This window comes from Cellvibrio sp. UBA7671 (assembly GCA_002483145.1).
Taxonomy (GTDB): Bacteria; Pseudomonadota; Gammaproteobacteria; order Pseudomonadales; family Cellvibrionaceae; genus Cellvibrio; species Cellvibrio fibrivorans.
In genome coordinates, this window is sequence record DLHJ01000004.1 from 226655 (window position 1) to 242696 (window position 16042).

Sequence of the window (16042 nt, forward strand, 5' to 3'; positions counted from 1 at the left end):
ATCTCCGCTAACTCAACCAAACCAGGCTTCAGGTAAACCAGTAAAATCGGTTTGGAAAATAAACAAATTACCCGCCTGCGGCTGCTGGGTGATAGCCGCATCACTTAAACCAATTCGCGCGCTGGTCACGGCTAACAAATTAAAATCGTTCCCACCGAATGCGACGCAAGTTGCTTGCGAGACAGGCATATCCAACACCAAATTTTTAGTGCCATCCGGCGCATAACGAACTACACGGCTACCGCCCCACTGCGCATTCCATACAAATCCTTCAGCATCGACACAAGCACCATCCGGTTCCACACCAATTTCTGTGTGTGCAAAAATTTCCGGATTAGAGAGTTCGCCAGTCTGCGCATCAAAATCATAAACGCGAATACTATGGGTGGGTGAATCGGCGTGATATAACTTGCGTGAATCGGGGCTCCAGCAGAGCGCATTGGAAATCATCAACCCGCTAAAATGTTTGCTCACAGAAAATTGTTGATCCAAACAATAAAGCGCGGCACTTTGCTCAGGAGTATTTTTTTGCTCCACAGTAGTACCCATCCAGAAACGCCCCTGGCGATCACAACGGCCATCGTTCGAACGGTTGCCAGCAACTCCCTCTTCCGGTTTTGCGATCCACTCAACTGCACCGCTTGCGATATCAAACCACGCAAATCCCGATTCAAATGCAGCAAGAATACGTGCATCATTTTTAGCAAAGGTAAAACAGCAAAGACGCTCGGGCATATCCCAAGTACTTAATTGTTTATCGCTGATACGGTACCGATAGAGTCTGGAGGATGGAATATCCGTCCACCAAAAACAGCCATCATGATGATTCCACTGCACACCTTCACCGAGTAAGTTTGCACAGGGAACTGTATCGATAAGCGTCAATGTAGCCATAGCGTTCACTTTTCAAATGTTGGATAACGAAATAATTTCATTAGCAAAAAAAACGCCCCTGAATAGGGGCGTTTTTTAACCGTTTTCAGTGGTCGCGCAGCTTACCACCAGGTGGCATAGATTGCGATGAGGATGAGCACAACACCGACAGCACCGATATTAAAACCTGACGTAGTTTTGAAACTCACATCATTAAGGTCAACCGCATTTGGTTGATCTTTTGCACCGCCCAAATAGGTCACTATTACCGCTAATAGACAGCAGAGAATAAAGACTAAACCAACACGGTCCATAAACGGAACTTCGGGAATGTAAATTTTAAACAACCAGGAGAAAGTGACCGATGCAATCGCCGCCGTTAATGCTGAACTTGCGGTTGCTTTTTTCCAGAAGAAACCAAACAAGAAAATCACAACAATACCCGGGGTAAAGAAGCCAGTAAATTCCTGAATAAACTGGAATGCCTGCTCTGATTTACCCACTAAAGGTTTTGCCAATAGCACTGCAATTATCATCGCGACAAATGCTGTAGCGCGCCCGATAAATACCAATTTATGTTCAGATGCTGCAGGGTTAATGGACTTTTTATAAATGTCCATAGTGAAGATAGTGGAGACGCTGTTGCTCATGGAGCTGAGTGAAGATGCAATTGCAGCGACCAGTGCAGCAAAGGCAACTCCCAATAAACCATGTGGCAACAATTTCATCATTTCCGGGTAAGCCTGATCCGCCTTACTCAAATCCGGTGCAAGCACTACCGCGCAAATTCCAGGCAATACTACAATCAATGGAACAAATAATTTAATGTAGGCCGCAAAGGTCATACCTTTTTGCGCTTCTTGCAAACTTTTTGCAGCGAGCGCACGCTGAATGATGTATTGGTTAAAACCCCAGTAGCTGATATTCATAATCCACAAGCCACCGATCAACACCGAAATACCAGGGAGGTTTGCATAGCTGGGGTTGTCTTTAGACAGAATCATGTCAAATTTTTCCGGCGCTTTTTCTAACAGTGTAGAGAAACCCGACAGTACGCCGGTTCCACCTGAAATTTGATTCAGTGCCAAATAACTCACCAAGATGCCGCCTAATACCAACAAAGCCACTTGAATAATATCAGTCATGGCCACGGCTTTAAGGCCGCCATAAATTGAATAGGTCATGGAGAAAATGGCGAGGAAGATCATGCCGTAAAGCATATCCACACCGAGGAATTGTGAAATCGCCAGCGAGCCTAAGTAAAGTACTGACGTTAAATTTACAAAGGTATAAAGCGCGAGCCAGAAAATGGCCATGACTGTGCGCACGCGGCCATCGTAACGATTCTCCAAAAACTGCGGCATAGTGTAGATGCCTTTGGCGAGGAAAATCGGTAGGAAATATTTGGCGATAATAATCAGCGTAATCGCTGCCATTAACTCATAGGCCGCAATACCCATACCGATCACATAACCGGAGCCGGACATACCGATGATTTGTTCAGCGGAAATATTAGCGGCAATTAAGGATGCACCTATCGCCCACCAAGGCAGGGATTTGCTCGCGAGAAAATAATCATTGGCATTTTTCTCGTGACCTTTTTCGTCACGCGATACCCAGTAAGCAACAAACAGCAGGATCAGGGTATAAGCAATCAATACCCCAATATCGAGTCCATTTAAAATCATGATTGACCTCTATGTAGTAGTGCGTATGGGGAGCGCACTTTGTTATTAAAAAATTTTCTTTTTATGGCGGCAAACCAAATTACTCGCAATTCTGTTTGCCCTTTAAACAAGAAGCATTCATTAGGGTGACTAATGAATGCTTCCGGGTTAACGCTTGTAGCAATTCTTCTATAACTAATCTCGCTACTTAAATTCTCCCACCATCGACAACAAATTCTTGTGAGGTGATCATGGCAGAATCATCCGCTGCCAAAAACAGAGCCAAATTCGCTACATCGTGTGCGCCTAAACGTTTTTTGAGGCACACTCGTTTCATCAACTCTTCTTCCTCTTCCGCACTCAACCATTTTTCCAGTTGCTTGGGGGTTGCTACCCAACCAGGCAAAATAGAATTCACGCGAATATTATCCACGCCATAATCCGTCGCCAGCGCTTTGGAAATTCCCAAAATTCCCGCTTTGGCGGTGATATAACTCGCCAAACGCGGTGGCCCGAACTGCACATTGATCGAGCTGATATTAATAATTGATCCACCGCCCTGCGCGGCCATCATCGGCTGCACCGCTTGCGCCGCAAAAAAAGCTGGGTGGAGATTAATCGCCAAACCGCGATACCAGTCCGCTTCGGTAATACTGCGTGTATCAAAGCGTTGGTCATTGGCGGCATTGTTGACCAGTACAGTTATATCTCCCTGCGCCTGCTGGGCATCACTAATACTGCGCTGCAATGCGGCTATGTCACTCACATCACACACTTCAAACCAGGGCCGGGCGTAGCCTTTTGCCACCATCCCATCGCACAACTCAATTGCGCTCTGCTCATCAATATCGACAAAAGCCACCTTTGAGCCCTGCGCAGCAAAAGCTTCGACTAATGCCGCGCCTATACCAGTGGCGCCGCCAGTAATAAATACACTGCGCCCCTGCAAACTGGGGTAAGCGGTATATCTTTTATGGGCTGAGTAGCTATACATGTTGATTTCTCTCTGGGTTCAGGTGCTATTCGTGAAGACACAGGCACTCATAAGCATAGGCAGTTGTATGAGACCTGCTTTAGCTATTTAGGTTTAACCAGAGATACATTAATCAACTGCATAACTTCCTGCAGCAGTGTTTTTACCGCCTTACTCGCACCTTCCTGATCGCCCGCACAAATGGCGTCATAGATGCGCTTGTGGTCGTCATAATCCGCCGTCAGTACGCCTTTCAGCTGGTTGGTGCTGGCGATACTGACCCGCAGGGCAACCTGGATAAACTCGCGCAACTGAAAAAAGAAGCGGTTGTTGCCCGCCGCCAGAATCGCGCAATGGAACTCTATATCAGCCGAAAGCGGATCATCGTGGCCTTCATCGGCGCGCTTCATCCGCGCCAGCGCATCACCGATGGCTTTAATTTTTACCGTGTCCTGATTGTTTTCCGCCGCCAAAACAGCAGCTTCAGGTTCTATTGCCATGCGCAGTTGGGTGAACTCGCGCAGCAGCTCCAGTGAAGGGCGCGCGTTTAGTGTCCAACTGAGCACATCAGCATCAAACATATTCCAGTGGGTACTCGGCATCACCCGAATCCCCTGCCGCGGGCGAGATGCAATCAGCCCCTTGGCGGTCAGCATTTTTACCGCTTCACGGGTAACACTGCGGCTGATATTGAATTGCTGCGATAGCTCCGCCTCAGTGGGAAAGGATTTATCGATCGCATATTGACCCTGAACAATTGCCGCACCCAGTTGATGGGTTAACTGGTGAGTAAGATTACGCCCTGTATCCAGCATAGTTATTTAGCCTATTTATATTATATATTTATGAGGTATCCGACAAGACTTAATTTGTCGTCGCTGTCACCGCTAAAGCCTTGGGAGAATGACGGATACCACTGGTATTTGACCCCGAAAACGAAAAAACCCGCGCCTGCTAGCAGACGCGGGTTATTTAACAAGAGGAAGCTGCTTTAGTCACGCAAAAAATACGTAACTGAGGCAATCACAGGCCTATTCTTTGCTATTAACGTTTTCTTCGATCTCTTCAATATTGGAATGACGAACATCCTCGCCATTGACCAGATAAATCACGTACTGCGCCAGGTTACGAGCATGGTCGCCAATCCGCTCCAAGGCGCGCAGCGACCACATGATATTCAGCACGCGCGTGATGCTGCGCGGATCTTCGATCATAAAGGTCACCAGCTCGCGCATCGCGGTGCTGTATTCCATATCGACCTGTTTATCGGTCTGAACTACGTTAAGTGCCAAGTCCATATCCAGACGCGCAAATGCATCGAGTGCATCCTGCAACATACGCGCTACATTGTTACCGATATGGCGCACTTCGATATAACCACGCGGTGCGAGGCCATCTTTATTCATGGCAATCGCCTGACGGGCAATTTTGGTCGCTTCATCGCCAATACGCTCCAGATCGGTAATGGCTTTAGTCACCGCAATAACCAAACGCAAATCGCTGGCAGCTGGTTGGCGACGCGCAAGAATGCGCACGCACTCCTCGTCAATAGTCATTTCCATGGTGTTGACTTTAATATCCGCGCGAACAACTTGCTCAGCGCGCTCAACATCAGCATCGATCAACGACTGAATTGCATCATTTACCTGGCGCTGCGCCATACCGCCCATTTCGGACAAATGGGTGCGGATCGTTTCCAATTCGAGATTGTATTGCTGCGAGATATGATGAGTGTGACTCGTAATATCCATAACCATGATGCGACCTCCGCATTAACCGTAACGGCCGGTGATGTAATCTTCAGTTTGTTTTTTGCTGGGATTAGTAAAGAGCGTGTCCGTTAAATCATGCTCAATCAAATCGCCCATGTACATAAACGCGGTGTAATCGGAGACGCGTGCGGCCTGCTGCATATTGTGCGTCACAATCACAATCGTGTATTGGTGTTTTAATTCGTTAATCAACTCTTCAATTTTCAAGGTTGAAATAGGATCGAGTGCCGAAGCGGGCTCATCAAGTAAAATCACTTCCGGCTCAATCGCAATCGCACGCGCAATCACCAAACGCTGTTGCTGTCCACCCGACAAACCAAATGCGTTATCGTGCAAGCGATCTTTTACTTCGTCCCAGAGCGCAGCACCGCGCAATGACTTTTCAACCACTTCATCCAACACGCGTTTGGATTTCACGCCTTGTAAGCGTAGACCATAGGCAACGTTTTCATAAATAGATTTTGGAAATGGATTGGGTTTTTGGAACACCATTCCCACTTGGCGGCGCAACTCGGCCACATCGACACCCTTGTCGTAAATATTATTGCCATCGAGAATGATTTCACCTTCAACGCGGCAAGCATCAACCAAATCATTCATACGATTAAAGCAGCGCAAAAGCGTTGATTTCCCACAACCGGATGGACCGATAAATGCAGTCACCTTTTTTTCCGGTATTTTCATGCTCACACCATTGAGTGCGCGCTTTTGATCGTAATACAAGTTGAGGTTTTTCACTTCAAGCTTGATCGGTTCCACTAATGCTGTCGGGCTCATAGAGTATGCCTGTTTAAAATTTTTACCAATATATTGCAGTTTAATGACAAAATTATTACAACCGATTGATGAACTTAATCCGATGCACTGCGATATTTTTCACGCAAGTTGTTACGAATTTTTATCGCCGTAATGTTCAGCGTGATAATGAGCAATACCAATGTCAATGAAGTTGCATATACCAGAGGGCGCGCTGCTTCTACGTTCGGGCTTTGGAAGCCCACATCATAAATATGGAAACCCAAGTGCATAATTTTTTGATCAAGATGCAAATAGGGATAATTGCCATCCACCGGCAGCGCAGGTGCCAACTTCACTACACCCACCAACATCAGCGGCGCCACCTCACCGGCTGCGCGTGCAATCGCTAGAATCAAACCGGTCATCATCGCTGGAGTCGCCAAAGGCACAACCACTTTCCACAATGTTTCTGCTTTGGTTGCACCCAGCGCTAAACTGCCTTGGCGAATAGTGCTTGGAATGCGTGACAAGCCTTCTTCAGTAGACACAATCACAATTGGCAAAGTAAGCAGTGCCAGTGTAAGCGATGCCCAGAACAATCCCGGTGTACCAAAGGTGGGCGACGGCAGCGATTCGGCGTAAAACAATTCATCCAGATTGCCGCCGAGGGTGTACACAAAAAAGCCCAAACCAAATACACCGTATACAATTGACGGAACACCTGCGAGGTTGTAAACCGAGATACGAATAATTTTCAGGAAGGTGCCCTGCTTGGCATATTCGCGTAAATAAATTGCTGCGAGCACACCAAAAGGCGTAACCATAATTGACATCACAATTACCATGGTCAGGGTGCCGAAAATCGCCGGGAAAATACCGCCTTCCGTATTAGCTTCACGTGGCTCGTCGCTCATAAATTCCCAAAAACGTTCCGCGTATTGACCGAGCTTGGCAAAGACACCCATTTCATTCGGGCGAGTAACGCGCACTATATGATCAAATGCGATGACAACTTCTTTACCGTCAGCAGTGCGCGCAATCAATTTATCGCGCGTAGCCTGCGCGAGCAGATCGTCGCGTGTTTTTTTGATCACGCTATATTCTGCTTCTAACTCGGCGCGGCGCGCAGCAAACTCAGCATCGGCTGCAGTAAGTTGCGCCCCATTAACCCCATCCAACTCCAGACGGCGACGCTCCAAGCGTAAATCATCCATACGTTTGTTAATGCGGCCAATATCAGATTTCTCTATGCGATGAATTTGTCCGTGTAAATCCAGAGCGCGATTCAAACGCTGGCCAAGCTGCTGCCAAAAATCTGCGCTGCTCAACTCACTAATCAGCTTGTCCTGCTCTTTAATCGCCACGGGGTAACCGTAGAAATTACCCCATTCGCGACGCTCAATCGAAATCGCATCGGCCGGGTATTCCCACTTCTCCATGCCGGTTTCAAGGAACCAGGAAAAATCACGGCCATTAACATCGCGATTGCCCATCTTGAATAAATAACGGGTAATCAGTTCCACGTCTTGTTCAACGATGTAACCACCGTCGCGCGCAACGGCGGCGGGAATAATTTCTGAGCGAACTTCTTCGCCCATAATAATGTGACGCGCGCCCTCGCGATCGACAATCGAGGTTTGCAGGATATCCGCAGGCCAAAAGTGACCAAAACCACGAACGGCAATCAGGCCGAGCAAACCCACCACCATCACCATACAAATGGCAACCGCACCTCCATTTAACCAAATCCAGGGCGACCCACTTTTAAACCAGTCGGCTTGTGCTTTTACAAGATTTTTCATTGCATTCACCAGGAATTAAAGATTGCTGTAGCGTTGGCGCAGACGCTGACGAATAACTTCAGCGAGCGTATTCACTACAAAGGTCAGTGCGAGCAATACCAACGCCGCGAGGAACAACACGCGGAAATGAGTACTGGCCACTGCCGTTTCCGGTAACTCCACCGCAATATTTGCAGAGAGCGTACGCATACCTTCAAAGATATTGAAATTCACTACCGGGCTGTTACCCGTTGCCATCAACACAATCATGGTTTCACCAACAGCGCGACCAAAGCCCATCATCACCGCCGAAAAAATACCGGGGCTGGCGGTGGGCAACACCACTCCCACCATGGTTTGCCAGCGCGTCGCACCGAGCGCAAGTGAACCTTGTGTGAGATGCCGCGGCACACTGAATACCGCATCTTCAGCGATAGAAAAAATACTCGGGATTACCGCAAAGCCCATCACTATGCCGACCACCAAAGCATTACGCTGGTCGTAGTTGATACCGTTATCGGTAAACCATTGGCGCATGCTGCCATCAAAAAACCAGACCTCAGTGAAAGGACTAACTGCAACGCAAGCCCACACAGTTAAAATAATGGGCAACACCAGAATCACAGCTTCCCAACCTTCTGGAACACGGTTGCGAATCGATTCCGGGAAGCGGCTCCAAATAAATCCGGTCACCAACATAATCACGGGCAACAAAATTAAAATACTGAAAATCGCGGGCAAATGATTTTCCATAAAAGGAGCCAACCACAATCCGGCGAGGAAACCGAGAATTACTGTCGGCAGTGCCGCCATAATTTCAATCGTGGGTTTTACAATGCCGCGCAATTTGGGTGTCATAAAATACGCGGTGTAAATCGCGCCCATCACACCGAGCGGTACCGCAAATAAAATGGCAAAGAATGCTGCTTTTAATGTACCCAGGGTGAGCGGGATGAAGCTCATCTTGGCTTCAAAGTTATCGCTACCGGAAGAGGCCTGCCAAATATATTCCGGCGCTTCACGACCTTCGTACCAAACTTTCTCCCAAAGCGAATGAAATGAGACTTCCGGATGTTTATTCCACACATCGGCGACTGCTACTTTTTTGCCACCATCAATTAACAATGCGCGATTGTTGATGGGAGAAATGGCAATATTTTGGATGGGTTTGTCACTGATGGATTGAATCAGCAGAGTGCGTTCGGAGGTGCCGAAATAAATCCCGATGTTGCCTTGATTATCGCCCGCCCAAAAACCGCGCCGAGCAAATTCTGGTGCGACACTGGTAATTGCGCCCGGCAAGGATTCAAACGCACGCACAAATTCGACGTGGTATTCGTTGCTTTCATCGCGCACTAAAAACCATTGGCTGACTTCCCCCTTATCGGTACCCACGATCAGAGAACCTGTACCCACTAAAAATTGCAACACGGTAATTTTTCCACCGCCAACACTTACAGGCTCTTTGCGCTCTGCAGCGGCGGGGTTAATAATTTTGTAGAGAATGATTTGCGCGGTATCGGTTGCAATCACCAAATGTTGCGCACCTTCATCAATTTGCATTGCGATGGCATTCATACCGGCAGGGAGTGGCGGAAGGGTAAACACTTCTTGTGAGAGGCTGGATTCACCGGTAATCATATTGGTGCTTTCGCTGAACACCCCGAGCAATAAACGGTTGTCGGCAGTGATGGAGCCAATCAAGGTGCCGCCAGAGGTTTCTTGAATTGCCAATACTTTTAATGCAGTGCCCTGCTCATCCAAACGCACCAGTGATTCGCCGAGCGGAAATAATAAGGTAGGAGTAATCAAACGCTTATCTTGCGGATAACTGAGTGAGTAGTTGGTTTTTGTCACAACTACTTCACCGTTATTAAAACCGTAAGCAACCAGTCCGTGATCGGCTGTACTGGTCGCCAAACTGGCAAACTCGGCCCCTTCGGTTCTAGGCAGTTGGGCCTCAAGAATAGTTTTGCCGTCGTTGACGTTAAAAAAGCTCACCGCACCACTGCGTTTAAAACTGCCGCCGATTTCTTCGTAGCGCTCAAGGGTTAAAAATTCAGTGGAGTCTTGTTCAATTTGATGTAATTCGGCCTGGTCGAAGGTCTTCACCACATCGACCGAGGCACCGCGAAACAGAGGCGCCACTTCGGAAAAGAGATAGAAAAATATCAAACCCAAGGAAAATACCACGGCAATTCCCGCCGACATAACGCCGTAGCGGGAGATATTATCTTTGAGCTTGCGAATGCGACGCAGGCGACTGCGCTGTTCGGTGGTCGGCATCAAACTGAGCGTTTGTTTTACCGAAATGCTGGGTTCTGACATGGTCTAGTCACCTGATTAAACTGCTGGCACGAGAATCCTAACAAGCAAAAATGACACTTTTGTTACAAAGCGGGGATTACCTGTCATTTATCTGTCATATTTCTTTTTGCGCGCATAAAAAAGCCGCCGAACAAGTCGGCGGCTTTTGCTGTAGCACTTACGCAGTAATTACTTTTGCAACTCAGCCAATGCTTTGGTGACCATAGTCGCGGGCAGTGGGATATAACCATCACGCACCACAGTCTCTTGGCCTTGCTTGGAGAGGATCATCTTCGCAAACTCCAGTTGCAATGTATCCAGCGGGCGGTTCGGGTGCTTATTGATGTAGACATAAAGCACGCGTGCCAGCGGGTAGGTACCATCTAAAGCATGCGATGCTTCAGCAGTCACAAAGGGTTGACCATCCTTTTTGGACAGCGGCAGTGCGCGCACGCCAGAAGTCACATATCCGATACCTGAGTAACCAATACCATTGATCGATTCAGATACACCTTGAACCACAGATGCTGAACCTGGTTGCTCATTGATGCCGGCTTTAAAGTCGCCTTTGCACAAAGCTTCATCTTTAAAGTAACCGTAAGTACCTGATACAGCGTTGCGGCTGTAAAGGGTGAAATCGCGACCAGCCCATTTATCGGTCAAACCTACATCGCCCCAACGGGTAATATCTTTGGCTGCGCCACACTTGCGGGTTGCAGAGAAAATCGCATCCACTTGTTGCAAGCTCAGGCCTTTGATCGGGTTATCTTTGTTTACATACACGGCAAGAACGTCAATCGCTACAGGTACCGCGGTAGGCTTGTAACCATGTTTGGCTTCGAAAGCCTGGATCTCTTCCGCTTTCATCGCACGGCTCATAGGGCCGAAGTTGGCAGTACCTTCAGTCAAGGCTGGTGGTGCAGTTGAAGAACCAGCTCCCTGAATTTGGATATTGACGTTAGGGTAGGATTTTTTGAAATCTTCAGCCCACAAGGTCATCAGATTGTTGAGCGTATCCGAACCAATTGAGTTCACATTACCCGACACACCCGTTACCACTTTATATTCTGGCAACTTGGGATCAACTGCCGCTTGCAGCGCAGCTGCACACACCATAGAGCCGGCCAGTGCCAACCCTTTAATAATTTTCATAGCGTTCATAGAGCGCTCCGTTTAGTCATTCGTGAGTAATGAATTCTTGCTTGTTGATGAAGAGATCTGTCTCTCCATTGACGATCACTTTAGCCAGCGAATATGACAGTAATATGACCAACAAGAATTTTTGTCACAAATATGTCGCACAAGCGTCACATTTATTCTGAGCTTACAAACAAAAACACCAGCCGCAGCTGGTGTTAGAGAGAGCTTTATTTTACGACGCGCAATCCGGGTCGTTTAGGGGCTGACCCAGAGGGAGAGATCGGCTCAGGTCGTGGAGATGGAGGCGGGGTTGTCGGAGCTGGTTCTGGCGGCTGCGGATTTTGCTCCGGCTCAAACATCATTCCCTGGCCATTTTCACGGGCGTAGATTCCGAGAATCGCGCCGCAGGGAACATAGAGATTATTCACCACACCACTAAAGCGCGCATTAAACGACACTGCAGTGTTATCCATAAAAAAATCTTTAATCGCCGAGGGGGAAATATTCAGAATGATCTGCCCGTCTTTGTTGACGTGTTGCTGCGGCACTTGGGTGCCCTGCACATGGGCATCTACCAGAATATGCGGAGTGCAATTGTTGTCCAATATCCATTCGTAGATGGCGCGTAGAAAATACGGACGGCTGGATGTCATGGACATATACATTTCCTTTAACTGAACAGATGAATACCAGTGACAAATTACAGGTATTTTAACGCAGGCTCAATTTAATCAAGACACAAGCAAAACGGGCGACCTAAGTCGCCCGTTTTATTATCAGTGTATCTCTCTCCAGAATTCGCGGTTCAGGAAGTAGACAAAGACAAACAGGATCAACAGGAAGCCTAGCACGTAATAGCCCATTGCCTGACGTTTCACAGCAATAGGTTCGGCAACATACTCAAGGAAGTTAACCAAATCGTAAACCGCTTGGTCAAATTCAGCGGCAGATAAACTGCCCTTGATTTTGCCTTCCTTAAGTGCACCGCAGTGTTCGTCCATTTCAATCTGACCCACATCATTGCGCAATGCTCCGCCGTGGTGATTGAGTTTTGGACCAGCGCCACACTCCAATAAACCCTGCTGGCCAATCAACACGTGCGGCATACCTACGTTGGGGAATACACGGTTGTTGACCCCCCAAGGACGGGTTTCATCCTTGTAGAAATTGCGCAGGTAGGTGTACAACCACTCCGGCGAACGCGCGCGCGCCACCAACGTCAAATCAGGCGGAACTACACCAAACCAGACTTTGGCTTGTTGTGGTTTCATCGCAATTTCCATCAATTGGCCGATACGTTGATCGCCAAAAATCAGGTTTTGCTCCATCAGGTTATGCGGGATATCCAGGTCGTCGGCAACACGCTCAAAACGTGAGTACTTGGCCGAGTGACAGCCCATGCAATAGTTGACGAAGTATTTGGCACCGCGCTGCAGCGATTCTTTGTCATTGAGATCCGGCTCCATATGATCACAGGGAACCGCACCGCAATTAAAAGCACCTTCAGCGGCGACAGCTTTAATAGGCACTACCGCAAGGATAATAAACAGCGCTAAACCACCAAGCACAACCAGTGTCGGCAAGCCTTTAGCTTGGGTGCGAGTCGGCTCAACCAAATCTTTGTCACGCGCTGCCAAAATTGGCATCACTGCAAAAATCGCCGCCAACAGGAAGCAGAGGATTAACAACAACATCGGAACTTCGCCACCGACGTATTCGAATCCCATCCAACCGAACACAACAGTAAACAGCAAACAAACTATCCAAGATGCTTTCGATTTGGCTTTTTCAGGGCTAGTGGTCGTCCACACCGGCATAGTCACAAAGTAGGCGAAGTAGAAAGCCGTTGCGATTTGCGACAGCAAGGTTCTGCCTTCGGTCGGCGCCTTAACACCTAGATAGCCGAGAATCACAAACATTGCCGCAAACGCGATCAACATCACTCGCGGGATATGGCCGCGGTAGCGCATGGATTTGACTTTACTGCGATCCAGCCAAGGCAACACAAACAGTATGGCAATCGCTGCCGCCATCGCAATAAAACCGAGGAACTTGGCGGTTAATACCATTGGGCCAAGCTCGATTGGCATAGTTACAGCACGCAACACCGCATAGAAAGGCGTGAAATACCAAACGGGAGCGATGTGCAGCGGGGTTTTCAGGTTATTAGCTTCTTCAAAGTTAGCGTATTCGAGGAAGAATCCGCCCATCTCCGGCATAAAGAACATGATGAAGCAGAAGGCAAACAGGAACACAGTGATACCGACCAAATCGTGTACGGTATAGAAAGGATGGAAAGGAACACCGTCGCGCGGGATGCCGTTTTCATCTTTGTTCTTTTTGATCTCAACACCGTCAGGGTTGTTAGAACCCACTTCGTGCAGCGCCAGGATGTGCATCACAACCAAAGCGAGCAATACAATCGGCAAGGCCACAACGTGCAACGCGAAGAAGCGATTCAAGGTAATACCGGAGATCAGGTAATCACCGCGAATCCACTGTACCAAGTCTTCACCAATACCGGGGATAGCACCAAACAGGGATACGATTACTTGCGCGCCCCAATAGGACATCTGACCCCAAGGCAGTACATAGCCCATAAAGGCTTCCGCCATAAGTACCAGATAAATGGTCATACCAAAAATCCATACCAACTCACGCGGGGCTTTGTAAGAGCCGTACATCATTCCGCGGAACATATGGAGGTAAACCACAATGAAGAACGCGGATGCGCCGGTGGAGTGCATATAGCGCAGCAACCAACCGTAATCCACATCACGCATAATGTACTCAACGGATGCGAAGGCGCCCTCTGCAGATGGGGTATAGCTCATGGTCAACCAGATACCGGTCACCAGTTGATTCACCAATACCAGCAGCGAAAGTACGCCAAAAAAATACCAGAAGTTAAAGTTTTTGGGCGCATAGTACTTGGCCATGTGCGTATCCCAGGCACGTTGTACCGGGAGGCGCTTATCAACCCACTGCCACAAACCAACTAACCAATTCATATCAAGCCCCCTGATCTTCGCCAATCACAATTACAGAATCGCTTTCATAACGATGCGGAGGCACTTCCAGATTCAAAGGTGCAGGTACAGCCTTGTACACACGGCCCGCCAAGTCATACTTGGAACCATGGCATGGACAAAAGAAGCCGCCCTGCCATTTATCGCCACCCAAATCTGCAGCGCCTACATCTGGACGAAATGCAGGTGCACAACCCAGATGGGTACAAATGCCCAACAAGATCGCAAACTCTTTGTTAATCGCACGCTCAGCATTTTGCGCGTAGGCAGGCTGCATGGTTTCTTTGGATTCAGGGTCAAGCAATACACCTTGCTCTTCCACTTTTTTCAAGCTATCCAAAGCTGCCTGGGTGCGGCGCACGATAAACACCGGCTTGCCGCGCCACTCAACGGTGACCATAGCACCCGGCTCTATTTTGCTGATGTTGTATTTTACTGGCGCACCGGCAGCTTTTGCCTTGGCACTCGGATTCCAGGAACCCACGAATGGAACGGCGGCACCCACAACACCAACCGCACCCACTGCACAAGTGGCTCCGATTAATACGCGGCGGCGCGTTTGATTTACTGCGTCATTACTCATGACGAATTTCTCCCCTAAACAGCTTTAACGGCTAGCAAATTGCCTAAAATCATCCTACGACTTGGTATGTGTTACTGATACGAAGTCAGGCGAAAAAAGGAATATTGGGTGACTCAAGAAAAGGCGGGCAATGTTAATGAATTAACGCACTGCTTACAAGAATAACCACACATAAACAGTGGGTTATAAGCTGCTAATTTTAGACGTAAAAAAACGCCCAAGCCAGTAAAGACTTGGGCGTTTTTGATGATCATCAACCAGTTGGCATAAATCCAACTGGAGAAAACCATTAACGCTTGGAGAATTGTGGCTTCTTACGTGCTTTACGCAGGCCAACCTTCTTACGTTCAACTTCGCGAGAATCGCGGGTAACGTAACCGGCTTTACGCAAATCGCTACGCAGAGACTCGTCATATTCCATCAGAGCGCGAGTCAGACCATGGCGAATAGCGCCTGCCTGACCAAAGCTACCGCCACCAGAGACAGTAACGTTCACGTCAAATTTTTCTACCAAACCAACCAGTTCGAGTGGCTGACGAACAACCATGCGCGCAACTGGACGACCGAAGTACTCGTCCAACGGACGATCATTAACGATGATTGCACCAGTACCAGCGGTGATGAACACGCGCGCGGTAGAGGTTTTGCGACGGCCGGTGCCGTAAAATTGTGTAGCAGACATGTCAGCTCCCCTTAGATGTTCAGTTCTTTAGGTTGCTGAGCAGCATGTGGATGCTCATTACCTGCATAAACTTTCAGTTTTTTGAACATAGCACGACCGAGTGGCCCCTTCGGCAACATACCTTTAACGGCAGTTTCGATGGTGCGCTCTGGCGCTTTTTCAATCAACTTCTGGAAGCTGATAGATTTAATGCCACCCACAAAACCAGTGTGTGAGTAGTAAATCTTGTCAGTTGCTTTACGGCCAGTCACGCGCACTTGAGCGGCATTGATTACAACAATGTAATCGCCGGTATCAACGTGTGGAGTGAATTCTGGCTTGTGCTTGCCACGCAAACGCGAGGCGATTTCCGCAGATAAACGGCCGAGTGTTTTTCCCGCCGCATCCACGACGAACCAGTCATTAACGACAGATTCTGCTTTGGCAATATAGGTCTTCATGTTATTCCTGCCTAAATCGGATGTGGATAATAGCCCCTAAAATAGGGAGGCGGCATA

14 protein-coding genes are annotated in these 16042 nt (G+C 48.3%); all 14 read right to left on the reverse strand.

Annotated features, from left to right (window positions below; translation table 11 throughout):
• Positions 1 to 12 precede the first annotated feature (12 nt).
• Entirely contained in the window at positions 13 to 894 is an 882-nt protein-coding gene (locus B4E62_RS05995; RefSeq protein ID WP_331351481.1) for an SMP-30/gluconolactonase/LRE family protein, read from the reverse strand.
• Between the two features lie 101 nt (positions 895 to 995).
• Entirely contained in the window at positions 996 to 2561 is a 1566-nt protein-coding gene (locus B4E62_RS06000; protein WP_331351482.1) for a sodium/sugar symporter, read from the reverse strand.
• A 187-nt stretch (positions 2562 to 2748) separates the two neighbouring features.
• Positions 2749 to 3534, reverse strand: a complete 786-nt coding sequence (locus tag B4E62_RS06005; protein WP_310075536.1) for an SDR family NAD(P)-dependent oxidoreductase — start codon at positions 3532 to 3534, stop codon at positions 2749 to 2751.
• Between the two features lie 83 nt (positions 3535 to 3617).
• Positions 3618 to 4328 carry a FadR/GntR family transcriptional regulator gene (locus B4E62_RS06010; protein ID WP_310075534.1) on the reverse strand — a complete coding sequence of 237 codons (711 nt, stop codon included), beginning with the start codon at positions 4326 to 4328 and terminating at the stop codon, positions 3618 to 3620.
• Between the two features lie 216 nt (positions 4329 to 4544).
• Complete coding sequence (phoU, locus tag B4E62_RS06015; protein ID WP_310075710.1) at positions 4545 to 5264, reverse strand: phosphate signaling complex protein PhoU; 720 nt, start codon at positions 5262 to 5264, stop codon at positions 4545 to 4547.
• 21 nt (positions 5265 to 5285) lie between these two features.
• On the reverse strand, positions 5286 to 6062 hold the full coding sequence (pstB, locus tag B4E62_RS06020) for a phosphate ABC transporter ATP-binding protein PstB (protein WP_310075532.1): 777 nt from the start codon (positions 6060 to 6062) through the stop codon (positions 5286 to 5288).
• 74 nt (positions 6063 to 6136) lie between these two features.
• On the reverse strand, positions 6137 to 7825 hold the full coding sequence (pstA, locus tag B4E62_RS06025; protein ID WP_331351483.1) for a phosphate ABC transporter permease PstA: 1689 nt from the start codon (positions 7823 to 7825) through the stop codon (positions 6137 to 6139).
• Positions 7826 to 7840: 15 nt separating this feature from the next.
• Entirely contained in the window at positions 7841 to 10132 is a 2292-nt protein-coding gene (locus B4E62_RS06030; protein WP_331351484.1) for an ABC transporter permease subunit, read from the reverse strand.
• Between the two features lie 168 nt (positions 10133 to 10300).
• On the reverse strand, positions 10301 to 11272 hold the full coding sequence (locus tag B4E62_RS06035) for a PstS family phosphate ABC transporter substrate-binding protein (protein WP_331351485.1): 972 nt from the start codon (positions 11270 to 11272) through the stop codon (positions 10301 to 10303).
• Between the two features lie 206 nt (positions 11273 to 11478).
• Positions 11479 to 11910, reverse strand: coding sequence for a ClpXP protease specificity-enhancing factor (locus tag B4E62_RS06040; RefSeq protein ID WP_310075526.1), 432 nt, complete (start codon positions 11908 to 11910; stop codon positions 11479 to 11481).
• A 117-nt stretch (positions 11911 to 12027) separates the two neighbouring features.
• Positions 12028 to 14262 carry a ubiquinol-cytochrome c reductase gene (locus tag B4E62_RS06045; RefSeq protein WP_331351486.1) on the reverse strand — a complete coding sequence of 745 codons (2235 nt, stop codon included), beginning with the start codon at positions 14260 to 14262 and terminating at the stop codon, positions 12028 to 12030.
• 1 nt (position 14263) lies between these two features.
• Positions 14264 to 14863, reverse strand: coding sequence for a ubiquinol-cytochrome c reductase iron-sulfur subunit (petA, locus tag B4E62_RS06050; RefSeq protein ID WP_310075522.1), 600 nt, complete (start codon positions 14861 to 14863; stop codon positions 14264 to 14266).
• A gap of 289 nt (positions 14864 to 15152) precedes the next feature.
• On the reverse strand, positions 15153 to 15545 hold the full coding sequence (gene rpsI / locus B4E62_RS06055) for a 30S ribosomal protein S9 (RefSeq protein ID WP_310075519.1): 393 nt from the start codon (positions 15543 to 15545) through the stop codon (positions 15153 to 15155).
• Positions 15546 to 15556: 11 nt separating this feature from the next.
• Positions 15557 to 15985 carry a 50S ribosomal protein L13 gene (gene rplM / locus B4E62_RS06060; RefSeq protein WP_062066674.1) on the reverse strand — a complete coding sequence of 143 codons (429 nt, stop codon included), beginning with the start codon at positions 15983 to 15985 and terminating at the stop codon, positions 15557 to 15559.
• Between the last annotated feature and the right edge of the window lie 57 nt (positions 15986 to 16042).

Bases quoted from the DNA above. Each gene is read 5' to 3' on its own strand.
- B4E62_RS05995 (WP_331351481.1), bottom strand. From the start codon at position 894: ATGGCTACATTGACGCTTATCGATACAGTTCCCTGTGCAAACTTACTC.
- B4E62_RS06000 (WP_331351482.1), bottom strand. From the start codon at position 2,561: ATGATTTTAAATGGACTCGATATTGGGGTATTGATTGCTTATACCCTG.
- B4E62_RS06005 (WP_310075536.1), bottom strand. From the start codon at position 3,534: ATGTATAGCTACTCAGCCCATAAAAGATATACCGCTTACCCCAGTTTG.
- B4E62_RS06010 (WP_310075534.1), bottom strand. From the start codon at position 4,328: ATGCTGGATACAGGGCGTAATCTTACTCACCAGTTAACCCATCAACTG.
- phoU (WP_310075710.1), bottom strand. From the start codon at position 5,264: ATGGATATTACGAGTCACACTCATCATATCTCGCAGCAATACAATCTC.
- pstB (WP_310075532.1), bottom strand. From the start codon at position 6,062: ATGAGCCCGACAGCATTAGTGGAACCGATCAAGCTTGAAGTGAAAAAC.
- pstA (WP_331351483.1), bottom strand. From the start codon at position 7,825: ATGAAAAATCTTGTAAAAGCACAAGCCGACTGGTTTAAAAGTGGGTCG.
- B4E62_RS06030 (WP_331351484.1), bottom strand. From the start codon at position 10,132: ATGTCAGAACCCAGCATTTCGGTAAAACAAACGCTCAGTTTGATGCCG.
- B4E62_RS06035 (WP_331351485.1), bottom strand. From the start codon at position 11,272: ATGAACGCTATGAAAATTATTAAAGGGTTGGCACTGGCCGGCTCTATG.
- B4E62_RS06040 (WP_310075526.1), bottom strand. From the start codon at position 11,910: ATGTCCATGACATCCAGCCGTCCGTATTTTCTACGCGCCATCTACGAA.
- B4E62_RS06045 (WP_331351486.1), bottom strand. From the start codon at position 14,262: ATGAATTGGTTAGTTGGTTTGTGGCAGTGGGTTGATAAGCGCCTCCCG.
- petA (WP_310075522.1), bottom strand. From the start codon at position 14,863: ATGAGTAATGACGCAGTAAATCAAACGCGCCGCCGCGTATTAATCGGA.
- rpsI (WP_310075519.1), bottom strand. From the start codon at position 15,545: ATGTCTGCTACACAATTTTACGGCACCGGCCGTCGCAAAACCTCTACC.
- rplM (WP_062066674.1), bottom strand. From the start codon at position 15,985: ATGAAGACCTATATTGCCAAAGCAGAATCTGTCGTTAATGACTGGTTC.